General features: G+C 72.6%; 12 protein-coding genes. 5 read left to right on the top strand and 7 right to left on the bottom strand.

All coding sequences use genetic code 11. The features are described 5' to 3' along the window. The 5 genes from CLT68_RS23390 (at window position 1) to CLT68_RS23370 (ending at window position 6332) form a co-directional block, all read left to right on the top strand. Window positions 1-504: a hypothetical protein gene (locus CLT68_RS23390; protein ID WP_099854039.1), complete on the top strand. Its 504-nt coding sequence runs from the start codon at window positions 1-3 to the stop codon at window positions 502-504. Beyond that, window positions 497-1933 (top strand): baseplate J/gp47 family protein, encoded by a 1437-nt coding sequence (locus tag CLT68_RS23385; RefSeq protein WP_158240917.1) that lies wholly within the window; start codon window positions 497-499, stop codon window positions 1931-1933. The genes CLT68_RS23390 and CLT68_RS23385 overlap by 8 nt, the downstream gene beginning before the upstream one ends. A gap of 11 nt (window positions 1934-1944) precedes the next feature. Then, the gene (locus tag CLT68_RS23380; RefSeq protein ID WP_099854035.1) at window positions 1945-4290 is read left to right on the top strand and encodes a hypothetical protein; all 2346 of its coding nucleotides are present in this window, start codon (window positions 1945-1947) and stop codon (window positions 4288-4290) included. A 13-nt stretch (window positions 4291-4303) separates the two neighbouring features. Next, window positions 4304-5431, top strand: a complete 1128-nt coding sequence (locus tag CLT68_RS23375) for a hypothetical protein (protein WP_099854033.1) — start codon at window positions 4304-4306, stop codon at window positions 5429-5431. Between the two features lie 136 nt (window positions 5432-5567). Beyond that, entirely contained in the window at window positions 5568-6332 is a 765-nt protein-coding gene (locus tag CLT68_RS23370; RefSeq protein ID WP_088948432.1) for an AfsR/SARP family transcriptional regulator, read from the top strand. Window positions 6333-6643: 311 nt separating this feature from the next. Here the strand turns inward: CLT68_RS23370 and CLT68_RS23365 are convergent, their stop codons facing one another. The 7 genes from CLT68_RS23365 to uxaC all read right to left on the bottom strand — a co-directional run bounded on the left by CLT68_RS23365 (window position 6644) and on the right by uxaC (window position 16015). Beyond that, entirely contained in the window at window positions 6644-8137 is a 1494-nt protein-coding gene (locus tag CLT68_RS23365; RefSeq protein WP_099854031.1) for an FAD-binding oxidoreductase, read from the bottom strand. Window positions 8138-8322: 185 nt separating this feature from the next. Then, entirely contained in the window at window positions 8323-9048 is a 726-nt protein-coding gene (locus tag CLT68_RS23360) for an HD domain-containing protein (protein WP_088948431.1), read from the bottom strand. A gap of 82 nt (window positions 9049-9130) precedes the next feature. Continuing rightward, complete coding sequence (locus tag CLT68_RS23355) at window positions 9131-10486, bottom strand: polysaccharide lyase family 1 protein (RefSeq protein ID WP_099854029.1); 1356 nt, start codon at window positions 10484-10486, stop codon at window positions 9131-9133. 109 nt (window positions 10487-10595) lie between these two features. Beyond that, window positions 10596-11807 carry a Gfo/Idh/MocA family protein gene (locus CLT68_RS23350; RefSeq protein ID WP_486482284.1) on the bottom strand — a complete coding sequence of 404 codons (1212 nt, stop codon included), beginning with the start codon at window positions 11805-11807 and terminating at the stop codon, window positions 10596-10598. Next, window positions 11797-13290: a mannitol dehydrogenase family protein gene (locus tag CLT68_RS23345; protein ID WP_099854027.1), complete on the bottom strand. Its 1494-nt coding sequence runs from the start codon at window positions 13288-13290 to the stop codon at window positions 11797-11799. Before CLT68_RS23345 ends, CLT68_RS23350 begins: the two co-directional genes overlap by 11 nt. After that, window positions 13281-14585, bottom strand: coding sequence for an enolase C-terminal domain-like protein (locus CLT68_RS23340; RefSeq protein ID WP_199177127.1), 1305 nt, complete (start codon window positions 14583-14585; stop codon window positions 13281-13283). The genes CLT68_RS23345 and CLT68_RS23340 overlap by 10 nt, the downstream gene beginning before the upstream one ends. Further along, window positions 14582-16015, bottom strand: a complete 1434-nt coding sequence (uxaC, locus tag CLT68_RS23335; protein ID WP_099854026.1) for a glucuronate isomerase — start codon at window positions 16013-16015, stop codon at window positions 14582-14584. Before uxaC ends, CLT68_RS23340 begins: the two co-directional genes overlap by 4 nt. Window positions 16016-16023 lie beyond the last annotated feature (8 nt).

The following is a 16023-nucleotide window of genomic DNA, read 5'->3' as shown; positions in this document are numbered from 1 at the left end:
ATGGATCGGACCGAGCGGGAACGGCAGGCCGCCCAGCGCCGCTACCTCGGCTGGGGCCTCGCCTTCGAACCCACCATGCCCGGCCTGGACCTGGCCCGCGACATCGTCTTCGACGACGGCCCGAACGGCCGGGTGCTGGCCCTCGTCGCCGGCACTGACAACGTGGCCCAGAGCCTCGCGGTGGCCCTGACCACCCTGCGCGGCTCGAACGTCTTCGACGCCACCTTCGGCTTCGACGGTCTCAACGCCCTCGCCGAGCAGATCGAGCCGAACCTGATCCGCGAGCAGGTGCGCATCGGCATCATCACGCTGCTCGACCGCGACCCCCGCGTCCGCAAGATCGTCGACGTGAACCTCGACGACGGTCGGCTCGGCGCGAACGGCACCGACGACGCGGCGAAGGCCGCGCTGCGCGCGTCCCGCACCCTCCAGGTGCAGGTCCAGTTCGAAACCATCACCGACGACCGGCTCTCGGTGCATCTCGGGGAGCTGCCCAGTGTCTGATCCCACCCTCCCGGCCGAGCTGGCCGACGTCCTGGCCGTCGACGCCACCGCGCTGCGGGCCACCGGCTCGACCGGCTTCGGCATCGTCGAGAGCGGCTTCGTGCCGAAGTCCTTCGCCCGGTTGCTCGCCGAGAAGCTGGCCACCGCCCGGCTGCTCTTCGGCGACGACATCGACCTGACCAGCGGAGCGGTGCTTCGCAAGGTCCTGGAACTGGCCGCGCTGGAGGACGCCCGGCTGTGGGCGGCGCTCGGTGCCGTCTACGACAACTCGTACGTGGTGTCGGCGACCGCCGACGCGTTGACCCGCCTCGGCGAGGAACTCGGCATACCCCGCCCGTACCTGCCGGCGAAGGGCACGGTGAAGCTGAAGCTGAAGGCCGCCCTGCCCACCGGGCGCACCCAGCTCACACTGCCCCGGGGAGCGCGGCTGTCCACACCCGGCGGGCACCACGTGGCGCTGGACGAGACGGTGGTGCTCTCCGCCGCCGTGGGCGAACGGGTGCCGGCCGTCGCCGCGTTCTACCCCGGCCCGGCGCACAACCTCGACCCAGCGCAACCCAGCCAGAAGATCGACCGCTGGAACCGGGCCGACACCCTGCTGGCCGACCTGGACGACGCCGAGCAGGCCGCCGGCAAGGAACTGGTGGAGATCACCCACACCGTCGCGCTGACCGGGGGCGAACAGCAGGTCCCCGACGCGCGCTACCGGCAGCTGCTGCTGGCCGCGCCCCGCTCCATCTGGACAGCCGAGGCGATCGGTCTGGCCGTGGCGACAGTGCCCGGCGTACGTCAGGTGCAGGTCTTCGACGGTCGGGGCGGGCTGGACCTCAACCAGTCCATCTTCGGCAACTTCAACTTCATCGAGCGGGTCTTCAGCACCGAACGTGACCTCGGCAACCCGTACTACGTCACGGTGCTGGTCGCGCCCACCGCCGCGGCCATCTGGGACGGCCCGGACGGGCTGCACGCCGCCGTCGAGTCGGTCATCGAGGACCTGCGCCCGGTGGGCATCTTCGCCTCCGTGGACCGTGCCGACGAGGTGGGCATCGGTGTCGAGGCCGATCTGGTGATCCGGGGCCTGCCCCTGCCCACCGGCTCGAAGGAGACGGTGAACGCGTCCACAGCGGCCACCGAGCTGCGGGCCCGCCTGCACGCCCGGTTGCGCCGCTACGTCGACGAGCTGCCCTTCGGTGAGCCGGTCCGCGCCGCCGAGGTGATCTGGACGCTGATGAACGAGCCGGGCGTCGCGGACGTCCGCGCACTGCGGCTGGTCCGCTTCCCGGCCGACTCGGCGGTGGTGGTGACCGGCAGCGCGCCCACCGGCGACGGGGTGCAGCGCCTGCCGGTCGGCGACAACGCGGTGCTCGCCGCGAACCAGGTGCCCGTCTACGTCGACCGGGACGAGCCCCGGCCGTTCCGGATCGTCTGAGCGGGGGACCGATGACCGACATCCGGGTACCCGTGGACGGCGCCGACCCGTCCGTCGAACGTAACCTCGTCGACCAGCTGGAAGGCCCGTACCCGGGCACCGTCCGGCGGGTGGTGGTGCCACTGACCGGCACCGGCGCCGCCGTCGTGGACTGGACCAGCCGCCACCCGCTGCTCACCGTCGTGCTGCGCCGCGACCTGGCCGAGGAGACCGTGCGGGTGACCGTCACTGTGGACCCCGGCGGCGCGGGCCAGCGGGTGCTGCCGCCGGTGGTCTTCGCGCCCTGGTCGGCCGCCGGGGCGTCGGTGCCGGCGTACGCCCCGGACACCGCCGACGAGCCGTTGGTCGCGTCGTTCCCCGTCGCCGTGACGGCCGAGCGGGCCGTCGAAGGCGCCGCCGCCACGGCGGTCACCGGTGCCGCGCTCACCGGGTTGGTCGAGCTGGCCGTGCTGGAGGGCAACCTGGGCCGGCTGCTCTACCTGATGTCGTACGAGAAGCACCGGCTGCGCCGCGCGGCCCGGGAGGTGCACGCGTACCGGACCCTCGCGCACGCCCGGCGCGACGCACTGGACCGGATCGGCGCCGACGTCGGGGTGGCCCGCTTCGTCGACGAGCTGGTGCACGAGCCGGCCTCCGGTGAGGTGTACGCCCGCCGCCTGGCCCCACCGGCCCGCGAGCCGGACGCCGCGTACGCCCACCGGCTCGGTCTCTACCGGCGGTTCCTGCTGCCCACCCCTGGTGCGGTGCGCCGGCTGCTCAACGGGACTGGCACGGACACCGACCCGAACACCGGGCTCTTCGCCGACCTGCCCGGCGGCGCCCGGTTCACAGTGCGCGAGGACGACGACCGGTTCGCGGTGGCGATCCGTCTGGTGGCCGCCGGCGATCCGCAGCACCGCACGAACTTCCTCGCGCAACTGCGCCGCGACCGGCTGGTGCTGCCCGCGAACACCCCGCCGAACAACACAGTGCACGCCGGCCGGGCGTTGCCGGCCAGTCGGCTGGCCGAGGTCACCGCGCTGCGGGCCAGCCTGCGCCAGTCGTACGCCTTCGACAGCGCGCACGGCGTCGCACCGCCGCTGGCCGCCGCCCTGGACCGGGCCGGTCGGGTCTGCCGGGCGCTCGGCTCGTCCATCGTCTGGCAGGTGACCCGGGCCCAGGACGACGCCGGTGGCAGTCGCTACGAGCTGGGCCTCGGCGTCGACGTGAGCTGGCCGACCCCCGCGCAGGCCACCGACCTGCGCAATCGGGTGCTGGACACCGGTCGGGCGGTCACGGCCGACCGGACCGCCGAGGCGCTGATCGCCGCCGCCCGTGCGCAGGGCGTGCCCACTGTGGCAGCCGACGGGGAGCTGGCCTGGCTGTGGCGGGTGTGCGGGTTGCCGACGACGCACCGGGTCAGCACCACCAGGATGTATCTGTCGCACCTGCCCACCCGAGGGCTGGCGGTGACCGCGCCGCTGAGCGCCGCGGTCGGGGCCGACACACCTGTCGAGGCGCAGTTCCACGCGCCGGGCGACCCGGGCGGCAACGCGCTGCTCCTCGCCGGTCTGGTCGCCGCCGCGTCGGCCTGGACCGGCTCTGGGGAGCCGGCGTGGACGCCGCTGACCGACGCGGCGGCCCGGACCCGGTGGGCGGCGGTGCCGACCCGGCCGGCCGGGCAGCCGGTGGACCAGGTGCTGGCCGCCGCCGGCCTTCCCGCGGTACGGGACCCGGCCCCGGTGGTCGCCGCGCTGAACCGCCTTCCCGACGAGCTGGTGGAGACCATCGAGCTGCCGGCCGCGTTGGCCAGCGCGCTGATCGCCGGCCAGCCGGCTGCCGGCGACCGGCTGGCCCGCCTGGTCGGGCTGCTGCGCGAGCAGCACCTCGCCGCCGCGCTGCCGCTGGTCGAGACGGGCAACCGGATCCTGCTGGTGTGCAGCGTGATCGGGCTGCCGCAGGCCGGGCTGAACCTGGCCGAGCGCCGGGCCACGGGGTTCCGCTGGTACACAGTGGGGCTCGGCGGCGGCACCGCGGAGATCAAGGCGGTCGGCGCGCGGACCGCGCTGCGGCCCACCCACGCCGGGTTGGTCGCCGTGGTGGCGCTCTCCTACGTGCGGACCGGCCGGACCGACCCGTACGAGTTCCGGGTGGAGCTGCCCGACGGGGTGACGTTGACCCTGGCGCAGTACGAGCGCCTGATGAACGCGCTGACCCGGGTCTGCCCGCTCGGCGTGGAGATCAACACGTTCGGCATTCGCCGCGACCACGTCGACCTCGACGCCGACGGCACCGCCGAGCCGCTGCGCCCGACGGTGGCCCGGACCTTCCGCACCTTCCAGCAGCGCCGGCACCGCGGCGTGTACGACCAGCTCTGAGAGGGACACCACCATGGCGAGCGAGATCAATTACGACGGGGTGACCGTCACCGAGCTGTACGAGGCGTTCACCAAGCACGGCATTCCGGCCTCGGACGCCAGTGTGCTGGTCTCATCCTGGATCTACGAGAACGTGGGCACCGCGAAGCGGGTGTTCAGCTACGCCGAGTCGTTCCCCGCAGTGGAGCCGGGCTGCGCGCCGCCGCCGTTCGCGCGCACCTTCGCCCACAGCGACTGGGTCGACGGCGAGGACGTGGTGCAGGCCGGGCAGACCCCGGGGGAGCAGGGCTTCAACGAGCGGTTCCACCGCATCGAACACGACCTGGACCACCTCGGCACCGACCTGGCCAAGGCGTTCTCCTGCATGGCGGCGATGCGGGTCAGCCTGCGGCGGCTTCTCGACGAGATCCGCGCGGAGATCAACCGGCTGCACTCGACGGTGCACGAGAACAAGGTCAGCCCGGGCCCGTACGCGATCGAGCAGATCCCCAACTACATCGGCGCGCTGGACTTCGGCAAGTACATGGGCACCACGATGTTCATGGACAAGAAGGTCAGCATCTGGCAGACCAAGGCCGGCACCATCGTGCTGCCCGCCGTGGAGACCCTCGGCGTCGACGTGGTCGTCGGGCCGAAGGTCCGGGGCGCGGCCTACCTGCAGCGGTACGCCGCCGAGAACGGTGACGTCCGGCAGCGCTTCCCGCGCGAGGTGAAGCTGTCGGAGTTCATCCGCGCGTTCGGCGAGGAGGAGGTGGCCGACGGTCGGCTGATCCGCGACGTGCTCAAGGTGCTGCCGGCGGACACCAACTACCCGAGCGTGGACGCGATGCTCGGCGAGGTGAGCGAGCGGGAGGCGGTGATCGTCCGGACCACCGTTGGCGCCCAGTCGGCGGTCGCCGCGGCGCTCGGCATCGAGGGTGAGTTGGAGAACGTCGGCGACGCCGACATCGCCATGCTCAGCGGGGTGCCGACCAAGGCCCGGGCGGCGCTGGCCCGCGCCGGGATCAGCACGCTCGGCAAGTTGGCCGAGGCCCCGACAGAGCAGGTGCTCGCCATCATGAAGGAGGCGCAGGTGCGCGCGAACGTCGGCGACGCCGCCGAGTGGACCGGGTACGCCCGGACGCTGAGCAAGCTGCGCTGAACGGTCGGTGCCGGATCCGGCGAACGGTTGATCCACGCCGCTCGCCGGGTCGGTGTGACGACACTGCGCTGGCGCGGCGATCGTCCACACCCGACCGTGAAGTCCCACGGGGCGATCGGGTGCGAGAGGCGCAGGAATGGCTGTTCACGAGGTTACGCACGACCTTCGCACCGCGGCACCCGAGATCGAGGCGGGGCGGCCTCCCCGGTACGCGTTGCGGCTGCTCGGTGGGTTCGGGTTGGAACGCGACGGGCGGGTGGTGACGGTGCCGCAGGGCGCCCGCCGACTGCTGGCCTACCTCGGCGTACGCCAGCGGTGTGCCCGCTCGGAGGCCGCCGGCACGCTCTGGCCCGGCTCGCACGAGGACCGGGCCCGGGCCAACCTGCGCACGATGCTCTGGCGGCTGCACCGGGTGACTCCCGAACCCCTGGTGGACGAGGACGACCGGCTGGCCCTGGCCGCCGGGGTGACCAGCGACGTGGCCACCCTGGGCGCGGCGGCCACCGCCCTGCTGGCCGGCGGGTCACCTGTCGACGTCGGCCCCGGTGTGCCGGCGCTGGCGACCGGTGAGCTGCTGCCCGGCTGGTACGACGACTGGGTGCTGACCGAGCGGGAACGGTTGCGCCAGACCCAGCTGTACGCGTTGGAGGCGCTCGCCGAGCGGCTCACCTCGCAGGGCCGGTACAGCGAGGCGGTGCAGGTGGCGTTGACCGCTGTGCAGTTGGAGCCGCTGCGGGAGAGCGCCACCCGCACGCTGATCGCGGTGCACCTGGCGGAGCGCAACATCAACGAGGCGGTACGGCGGTTCGAGCTGTTCCGCGCCGACCTGGGCCGCGAGTTGGGGGTCGCGCCGACCCCGTGGCTGGAGCGTCTTGTTCGCGCCGGCCTGCACCCAGGGTGACCGTCCCCTTTCCGTGACCGGCCGGCCGCAGGGCCCATCCCGGCGTCCCACCAGCCCAGACTCCGCCCAGGCCGGCCTCCCGGCGCACCCGGACATCCGTCCTTTGCTCTGCACCCACGGATGCGACGCTCACGGTCTGTAAGTGGTGCGTCCATGGGTGCAGAGCAAAGGGGGCGGCTGGGGTGGGTGGGGTGGGAGGAGATCCGGCCGAGCGGGTGGTGTGCCTCCCGCGTCGCTGGTCTGACCGGTCCGGCTGGTCTGACCGGTCCGGCTGGTCTTACCAGTCCGGCTGGTCTGACCGGTCAGGTTGGTCAGTGCGTCGCGGGCGGGATGCTCTGCTCGTACTGGAAGACGTTGTGCGGGTCGTACTTTGCCTTGATCTTGCGCAGCCGTGGGAAGTTGCGCCCCCAGTAGGCCTCCTCCCACTCCGCCATGCCGATGTTCGGCACGTTGACGTAGGCGCCGTCCACGTAGGGCCGCAGCGCCTGGCTGAACTCGGCGATCCAGGTCTGGGCGATCGGGGTGATGGCGTCATCGCTGTCGGGCTCGCCGCGGGTGCCCCAGCCCGCGCCGGGCTCGGAGTAGAAGAGCGCGTCGCGGTGTGGGAAGGCCGCACCGCCGAAGGGTTCCTGTCGTTGGGCTCCGGAGCCGAAGGCCTGGGTGAAGAAGTTGCTGTCCGGCGACGGGGAGTTCTCCATGAACTCGCGGACGATACTGATCGCCTTCGCCGGGAAGGGCTGCCTGGTGAACTGCGAGAAGAACTTCCACTTCGCCGGCTCTTCGTCGCTCGGGATCTGGAAGCCGGAGTAGGTCTCGCTCCAGCCGCCGATCTGCACTGTGACCTCGGGGTCGCCGATCGAGAGGATGGGCTCCAGCAGTTTCCTCGTCTCGGCCTCCGATCCCTCGGCGAGCACCGCGAACAGCAGGATCTCGTTCGGGTGCACCTCGACCTGGGTGCCGAGGCGGGGGTCGCTGAAGGGCGCGGTGCGCTGCCAGTTTTCGAAGACCTCGTGCAGGTTGTCGAGGCCCGGCCAGGTCGCCTGAAGGTAGGCGACGCTCTTCAGCGGGGCCACCTTGTAGGTCAGCGACGTGACGATCCCGAAGTTGCCGTTTCCGGCGCCGCGCAGGGCCCAGAGCAGGTCCGGGTAATTCCACGGGTCCACCTCGAGCACCTTCGCGCCGTTGGCGCCGGCCGCGACGACGATCTCCGCGCCGATCAGGTTGTCGCAGGCCATGCCGAGATAGCGGGTGAGGAACCCGAAGCCGCCGCCGAGGGTCGCGCCGGACAGGCCGACGGTCCCCTCCGTTCCGGTCGTCGCCGCGAAGTCGTACTCCCCGAGTGCGGTGATCGCCTCCGACTGGTTGAGCCCCGCGCCGAGCTTCGCCACGCGAGCGGCGGCGTCGATGTGGACGTCCTTCAGCTCGCTGACGTCGATCACGATGCCGTTGTCGACGTTCGACCAGCCTTCGAGGCTGTGGCGCCCGCTGCGTACCCGCAGCGCGAGGTCGTGCTGCCGCGCCCAGGTGAGGGCATTGACCACGTCCTGGGTCTCCTGGGCGAACACGATGACCAGGGGATAGCGCACGAACAGCTCGTCCCAGCCGAGGCTGGCCTCCGCGTAGTTCGGGTTCTGGGGGCGGACGATGCGCCCGGTCAGTTCCGCCGGTGGGTACGTGGCGCCGGAGGACGACCCGGGACCGTCGGCCGCGATCGCCGAGCTGCCGGCGATCACGCTTGGAAGAGCGACCGCTCCGGCGCCGACGGCCGTCGCCTTGAGCAGATCACGACGAGAAAGGTCGCGCATGGTCCGAATCCTCTCGATCGGGGTCACACCAGAAATCAGGAGCAAGAGGGCTGATGCCTCTCATCTGGTGCAAACTCACCGTAATGCGAGAGGTTCGCCGAAGATCCGAGAACTTGTCGCGGAACCCGGTCGGGTGATGCGGCGACCGTCAGCTCAGAGGCGGCGGTCAGCTCGGGAGCGGGCCGTCAGTTCGGGGCGGGCTGGTCGAGGATGGCGCTGAACCGCTCCTCGGCAAGGTCGAGCTGGCCGAAGATGTGCCGCTTCACCGCCGGCGACAACGGGGTGTCCGGTCGGCCGATCAGGTCCCGGAAGAGTGGCACCAGCGGCCGGTACTTCCGGGCCGACGAGACGACCTTCGGCCCGACCGTGTGGATCACCCCCACGCCGTTGTCGGTGAAGTCCGACACCTTGATCACCCGGGCCCAGGGCTCCCGGTCCAGGCTCACCGCCAGGTGCTCCCGGTACTGCGCGTTGCGGTCCCGCTCCGGGTCGTACCCCGGGTTGGTGACGGCGGCGACCAGGGTGGCCACCCGCGGCCCGAACCGCGCGGCGAGCGCGACCAGCGCCGCAGCGGTCGGGTCGGCCCCCGGCTCACCGCCGGCCAGCTCGGCCGGGTGGTCCTCCACCGCGTCGTGCAGCAGGCCGGCGACGATCACCTCCACGTCGCGCACCTGGTAGTGGTGCATCAACCGGATCGCCACCCGTAGCAGGTGATTCAGGTACGGCTCGCGGACCCGTCGGTCGTCGCGGTGCAGCTCGGCGGCGAGGTCCAGCGCGGCGTTCAGCCGCTCCCGGGCGTCGTCGTCGAACTGCTGGACCTCCAACCGGAAGCGTTCCAGCAGGCCCGGTTCGCCGTGGATCTCGGTGATCGCGTGCATCGGCATGCTGCCCAGGTGCGGCGGGAAGTCCATGCGTCACTTATAGCCGATCTTCACCACATCGATGGGCCCCTACGTCGCCCACCCGACCGCGAGTTGCGGGCGCGCCGATCCGTCAGATTGGCAGCCGGTCGGCGCCGGCGAGGGGGCCCACCAGGAGGGGGACCAGTGGTGCCGGCAGGACGGGGTCGCGGCGCAGGGTGGGCGTCCAGCCCGCGTCGGCGGCCAGGTCCGGGTCATGGGTCGCGTTGTACGCCGCCAGCAGGTCGACCGGCCGGGCCGGGCTGCCGCTCTGGCGCACCCAGGACCCCCGCTCGGTCAGCGCGGTGCCGCCCCAGTCGTAGAGCAGGTCGGCCGGGTCGGCCGGCGCGTCCAGTGTGAAGAAGTTGTTCTGCGCGTAGATCGCCGACTGGACACCGACGCCGAGCGCGTACTGGAAGTCGTCCCCACCGAGCCGGTAGTGGTTGTTGTAGATGTCAACCTGACCGAAGCGCACCCGGGGCAGCCGTTGCAGGACGCCGTCGAAGAGGTTGTGGTGCAGAGTGACCTTCAACCGGCCCACGTCCGGGCCGACAGTGTTGGACGAGCCGATCAGCAGCAGCTTGTCCCGCCCGGTGAAGCGGTTCCACGACGCGGTGACGAGGCTGGCGGTGTGCGTGACGTCCAGAGACCCGTCGTGCACCTGGTAGGGCCGTCCGAAGTGGACGGGTTGGGCCCTGTCCGGGTTGTCGCCGTCGGTGAAGGTGTTGTGGTCGACCCAGACGTTCTCGCTGCGGCGTACCGAGATCTGGTCGTACTGGCTGTTCCAGTTGCCGGCCTCTCCGTCGGTCGGTGACCAGGCGGGGAAGCAGTCCCGGGCGTCGACGAGGGTCAGGTTGCGGACGATGACGTTCGACGCCCGGTCGATCATGAGGGTGAGCCCGGTCAGGCGGGCGCCGCGCAGCCCGACGATCGTCGTGTTCGGGCCGACGTTGATCTGGGTCTGCCGGGTCTGGTTGGTCACCGAACGCACCCGGGCCTCTTCCAGCGGCCCGCTCGGGGAAACCCGTCCCCACACCGCCGGGTCGTACGCGGCCAGGTAGGCGTCCAACCGGTACGCCGGGTCGGCCAGGTCGGCGCAGCTCAGCGCGGTGCCCTCCGGCCCTTCGAAACCGTCGATGGCGCCGTCGACGTAGATGAGCTTCGGCGTGGCGTCGGTGGCGTTGCTGGCGTTGTCACCGCCCAGGGCGGCGACCAGCTCGGCTCGGCTGTGCACCACCCGGGTCCGGTCGGGAGCGGCCGTCGAACCGCCGGTGGTGCCGGTGCCCTCGGCCGCCCAGCCGTCCCGCTCGGGCAGGGTCTGCCGTCCGAGATGGCCGGCCAGCCAGGAGAGCCCGTCGGTGGCCGGGGTGTCGGGGCGCGCAGCGGCGGCGGCCGGGCTGGCACCGAGCAGGAGGGCGATCACCGTAACGCCGGTGAGGATTCTGCGCATCGACTCTTCCCATTCGCTGGTGGTGGTGGGGCGGTCGGATATTCGGGGGTGTGTCCGATGTGACCGCCCGAGTGCGGGCGACGTTTGTACTCCGGTTGCCGTGGGCCCCCTATCCGGTCAACTCGGCGCGGTACGCCGCCGCCGCCCACGGCACCGCCAGTTCGCTCGGAAGCGCCCCCCGCTCGGCCGCCCGACGCAGCACGTCGACCACGCCCCGCAGGTGGCGTACCCGTTCCCCGCCCTCACCAACGACGGTCACCAGGTCGCCGTCGAGCAGCCGGGGCTCGGGGGCGACCCGCAGCGCGTCCAGCAGCGCGGTGAACGGCGCGGTACGGGCCAGCGGCGCGATCAGCGGCACCGCCGCCGGGTCGTCCCGGTGCGCCAGCAGGTTCTCCAGCAACCCCACCCGCCCCGGGACGCGGCGGGTCACCACGTCCCCGGGCAGCCGCAACCGGTCCGTCGGGTACTCCAGCACCGCCTGACCCGCCGTGCCGGTCACCACCACCTCGCCCGCGACGAACTCCTCGGCGGCCAGGGTCACCGCCACCAGCACCGGCGGACCGGCGCGGAACAGGACCCGCAGCACGGCAGTGTCCTCCACCTCGATCGGGCGGACCCGGTAGCGTTCCACCTCGATCGCCACCGGCCAGGGCGTCGCCCCACCGAGCGCCTCGGCGACCGCCAGGCACTGCATCACCGCGTGCGCGAGCGGATTGGCCAACGCGCCGTCCAGCACCGGCCGGCCGTCGAGGCTTCGCCGACCGGCCCACGAGGAGCGGGCGTAGTAGGCGTCCGGCCGCTGCCACGCGGCGACGGTGGAGATGCCGGTGACCGTGCCCAGCCGGCCTGCCGCCAGCGCGTCGCTCAGCGCGGTCAGGGCCGCCGAGCCGAGCGCCTGGAAGCCGACCTGAGCCACCCGGTCGGCGGCGGTCAGCGCCCAGGCCAGTTCCTCGTGCTCGGCCAGCGACAACACCGGCGGTTTCTCCAACAGCAGGTCCGCGCCGGTGGCCAGGGCGTCCCGGGCGATCGCCAGGTGGGTGTGCGGCGGCGTGCAGATCACCACCACCTCCGGCCGGGTGGCGGCGAGCATCGCCCGGTGGTCGGTGAACACCTCGACCCCGGGCGGCACCGGCGCCGCCGGATCGTCCTCCACCGGTCGGACGTCGACCAGGGCGACCAGCCGCAACCGGCCGGCGGCGTGCAGCGGGGCGATCACCCGCCGGTGCCACCGGCCGTGCCCGTTCGCCCCGATCACCGCCACCCGGGGCGGCGTCACAGCGCTCACCACCGACCGGCCGGTGTCGGCCCGTTCACCGGGCACCGGCCAGTGTGGCCTCGACGCCGTGTCGTTGCAGCGCAGTCAACCAGGCGATCACGTCGGCGCGGACCTCGTCGTCCTCGGCTACCTCGACCGGGATGACCTCGCGCAGCGCGAAGAGCGCGTCGACGGCACCCGCCGGGCTCTGCGCACCGGCGTCCAGCGCGGCGCGGATCGGCCCGGCGAGGGGGTCCTGGAACGGCAACGGGTGCCCGTCGTCGGCGTACCCCAGCGCGAAGCGCAACCAGGACGCCACGACCAGCGCGCCCCAGCGCGCGGACCGGCCGGCCGCGCGCAGGTCGGCGATGGTGTGCAGGACGCGTTGCGGCAGCTTCTGCGAGCCGTCCAACGCGACCTGGAGGGTGCGGTGGTGGATTGCCGGGTTGCCGAACCGGGCGAGGACCTGCTCGCCGTAGTCGACCACCCGGACCCCGTCCGGCGGCGTGAAGCTGGCCGCGACGTCCTCGGCGATCAGCCGGCGCAGCACGTCGGCCAGGTGCGGGATCTCCAGCGCCTCGGCGATGGTCTCCCGACCGGCCAGCGCACCCAGGTATGCGATGGCCGAGTGCACGCCGTTGAGGGTGCGCAGTTTCAGCCGCTCCCACGGGCCGGCGTCGTCGGTGAGCACCGCCCCGGCGTGCTCCCAGCCGGGCCGTCCGCCGGGGAAGTCGTCCTCGATCACCCACTGCGAGTATGGTTCGGCGGCGACCGCGGCCAGGTCGGTCACGCCGAGCACCCGGCGTGCCGCCTCGATCGTCTCCGGGGTGCTGGCCGGCACGATCCGGTCCACCATGGTCCCCGGGCAGGTGACGTTGCCGGCCACCCACTCGACCAGCCCGGCGGGCACCCCGTCGGCACGCCCGACCGCCTGGTCGAGCATTCCGCGCAGTCGCCGGCCGTTGGCTGGGAGGTTGTCGCAGCTCACCAGGGCCACCGGCCCGGCGCCCGCGGCGGCCCGCGCGGCCAGCCCGCGCAGCAGCAGCCCCGGCACCGTGGTCGGTGGTCGGCCGCCGGCCAGGTCCGCGGCGAGCGCCGCGTCCGGGGACAGCTCCCCGGTCACCGGGTCGAGTTGGTACGCCTTCTCGGTGACGGTCAGGGTCACCACGCGTACCGCCGGGTCGGCGAGCAACGCCACCACGGCGTCCGGGTCGCGGGGAGCGTGCCGTACGCCGCTCAGGGCGCCCACCACCCGGGTGGCGCTGCCGGCGGCGGAGAGGGTGCTGACGCTGAACAGGTTGTCCTGGGCGGCGATCGCCTCGACCATCGCGGTGCTGCGGGGGGCGACGGCCATGATGCCCCAGTCGCCGCCGGCAGCGCCGACCGCCGCCTCGGTGAAGACGGCCTGGTGTGCCCGGTGGAACGCGCCCAGGCCCAGGTGCACGATGCCCGTCGGCACCGTGCCCGGCCGGATCAGGGGGCGGGCTTCGGCGGGCAGGTGGCGCAGCATGCCCAGGCCGAGCCGGGAGGCGCCGACGGTCACCGCCATGCCGGGCCGTCCGGGAAGCGGAACTCGGCGATCGACGCCGGCTTCATGGTGGCGCTGTATCCCGGTCGCTCGGGCAGCAGGTAGCGGCCACCGCGGGTCCGGACCGGGTCGACGAAGTGCTCGTGCAGGTGGTCGACGTACTCGACCATCCGACCGTCCAGGCCGGTGCCCACCCGCAGGTAGTCGAAGATCGCCAGGTGCTGGACGTACTCGCAGAGGCCCACACCGCCGGCGTGCGGGCAGACCGGCACCCCGAACTTCGCCGCCAGCAGCAGCTCGGCGAGGACCTCGTTGACGCCGCCGACCCGGCAGGCGTCGATCTGCATCACGCCGATCGCGTCGGCCTGCAACAACTGCTTGAAGATCACCCGGTTGGCGGCCACCTCACCGGTGGCCACCCGGCACCGGCCGCCGGTCAACTCGGTCACCGCCCGGGCGATCCGGGCATGGCCGAGGATGTCGTCGGCGTGGGTGGGCTCCTCGATCCAGTACGGGTCGACCTCGGCGAGCGTGGTCATCGCGGTGATCGCCTCGTCGACGTCCCAGACCTGGTTGGCGTCCATCATCAGCAGCGCGTCCGGGCCGATCTCCTCCCGGATGATCCGAGCCCGCCGCAGGTCGTCGGCGAGCGGGCCGCCGACCTTCATCTTCATCGCCCGCCAGCCGTCCTGGTACGCCTGCCGGGTCAGCGCCCGCACCTTGTCGTCGGGGTAGCCGAGCCAGCCGACCGAGGTGGTGTACGAGGGAAAACCGTCCCGTTCGAGGGTGGCCAACCGGTCGGCCAGGCCGTCGCGCCCCTTGTCCAGGATGGCTGCCGCCTCGTCCGGGGTGATCGCGTCGGTGATGTGCCGGAAGTCGACGCTGGCCACGATCTCGTCGGTGGGCAGTTCGGCGAGGAACCGCCACATCGGCTTGCCGGCCAAAGTGGCCCGCAGGTCCCACACCGCGTTGACCAGCGCACCGGTCGCCATGTGGATGACGCCCTTCTCCGGGCCCAGCCAGCGCAGCTGCACGTCGGCGCTGAGCGAGCGCCAGAACGCGACCGGCTCGGCCGTGATCTCCTCGATCGTGCGCCCCCGCACATGGTGGGCGAGCGCGCGGACCGCCGCGCAGGTGATCTCGTTGCCCCGGCCGTTGGTGAAGGTGAACCCCGCGCCGGTCGGGCCGGCGTCGGTGCCCAGCTCCACGTACGTCGCCGAGTAGTCGCCGCGGTTGATCGCGTCGGAGCCGTCGCCCCGGGCGGCGGTCGGGAACCGCACGTCGTGCACCTCGACGGAGGTGATGGTCACCGTCACTGGTCGGCCTTTCCGAAGTTGAAGACCTGCTTGGGCAGCCGGTACGCCAGGTCGACGATGGTCTCGGCGGCCTCGTCCATCGGCAGCCGGTGCTCGGCGACCAGCCGGGCCAGGAAGCCGGCGTCGACCCGACGGGCGACGTCGTGGCGTACCGGGATGGAGCAGAACGCCCGGGTGTCGTCGACGAACCCGGTGGTGTTGTAGAAGCCCGCGGTTTCGGTGACCGTCTCCCGGAACCGGCGCAGCACCTCGGGGGAGTCCAGGAACCACCAGGGCGCGCCGAGCAGCAGCGCGGCGTACCCGCCCGCGAGGGGCGCCAGCTCCCGGGTGAACGTGTCCTCGTCGAGGGTGTAGAGCACCACCCGCAGCCGCGGGTCGTTGCCGTAGCGCTCCAGCAGCGGGGCGAGCGCGTGCACGTACTCGGTGGCCTGCGGGATGTCGCCGCCGACGTCGCGGCCGTGCCGGGCGTGCAGCCAACGGTTGTGGTTGCGCACCGCGCCGGGGTGCAGCTGCATGACCAGGCCGTCGTCGAGTGACATCCGGGCGAACTCCACAAGCATGTGCGCCCGGAACGCCTCGGCGTCGGCGGCGTCGGCCTCGCCGCGCCGGCCCCGGTCGTACAGCCGCTCGGCCTCGGCCGGCGTCAGGTCCAGAGTGCGGGCGGTGGGGTGGCCGTGGTCGGAGGACGTCGCGCCGGCGGCGATGAACGCGGCGCGCCGGGCACGCAGCGCGGCCAGGTAACCGGCGTACGTGCCGGTGTCCTCGCCGGCCCGCTCACCGAGCCGCTCCACGTTGGTCGACCAGCCGTCGAACTCCATGTCCACCACGTCGTCCGGGCGGAAGGTGGTGACGACCCGGCCGCCCGGCCCACCCCAGCCGTCGGCGGCGAGTTTGGCGTGCCGGCCGAGGTCGTCCAGCGGCGACTCGGTGGTGGCGAGCACCTCGATGTTGAACCGCTCGAACAGCGCCCGGGGCCGGAAGTCCGGTTCGGCGAGCCGGGCCGTGATCTCGTCGTAGAGGGTGTCGGCGGTGGCCGGGCCGAGCGGGGTGTGCACCCCGAACACGGTGCGGAAGGTCTGCTCCAACCAGAGCCGCGAGGGGGTGCCCCGGAACAGGTGCCAGTGCGCGGCGAAGCGTCGCCAGATCACCCGGCCGTCGGTCTCCACGGGGCTGCCGTCACGGGTGGGCACACCCAGGTCGGACGGGGGGACGCCCTGACTGAGCAGCATCCGGGTCAGGTAGTGGTCGGGCACGATGAGCAGCTGCGCCGGGTCCGGGAAGGGTCGGTCCTCGGCCAGCAGGGCCGGGTCGACGTGCCCGTGCGGCGAGATGATGGGCTGCTCCGCTGCCAGGGCGTAGAGCTCGCGGGCCAGCGCGCGCTGGCCCGGTTCGGGCGGCAGGAGCAGGTCGTTGTGGTCGAACGTCGGCACGGGGATGG

This window comes from Micromonospora sp. CNZ299, from assembly GCF_002754415.1.
This window is presented reverse-complemented; position numbering and strand designations above follow the sequence as displayed.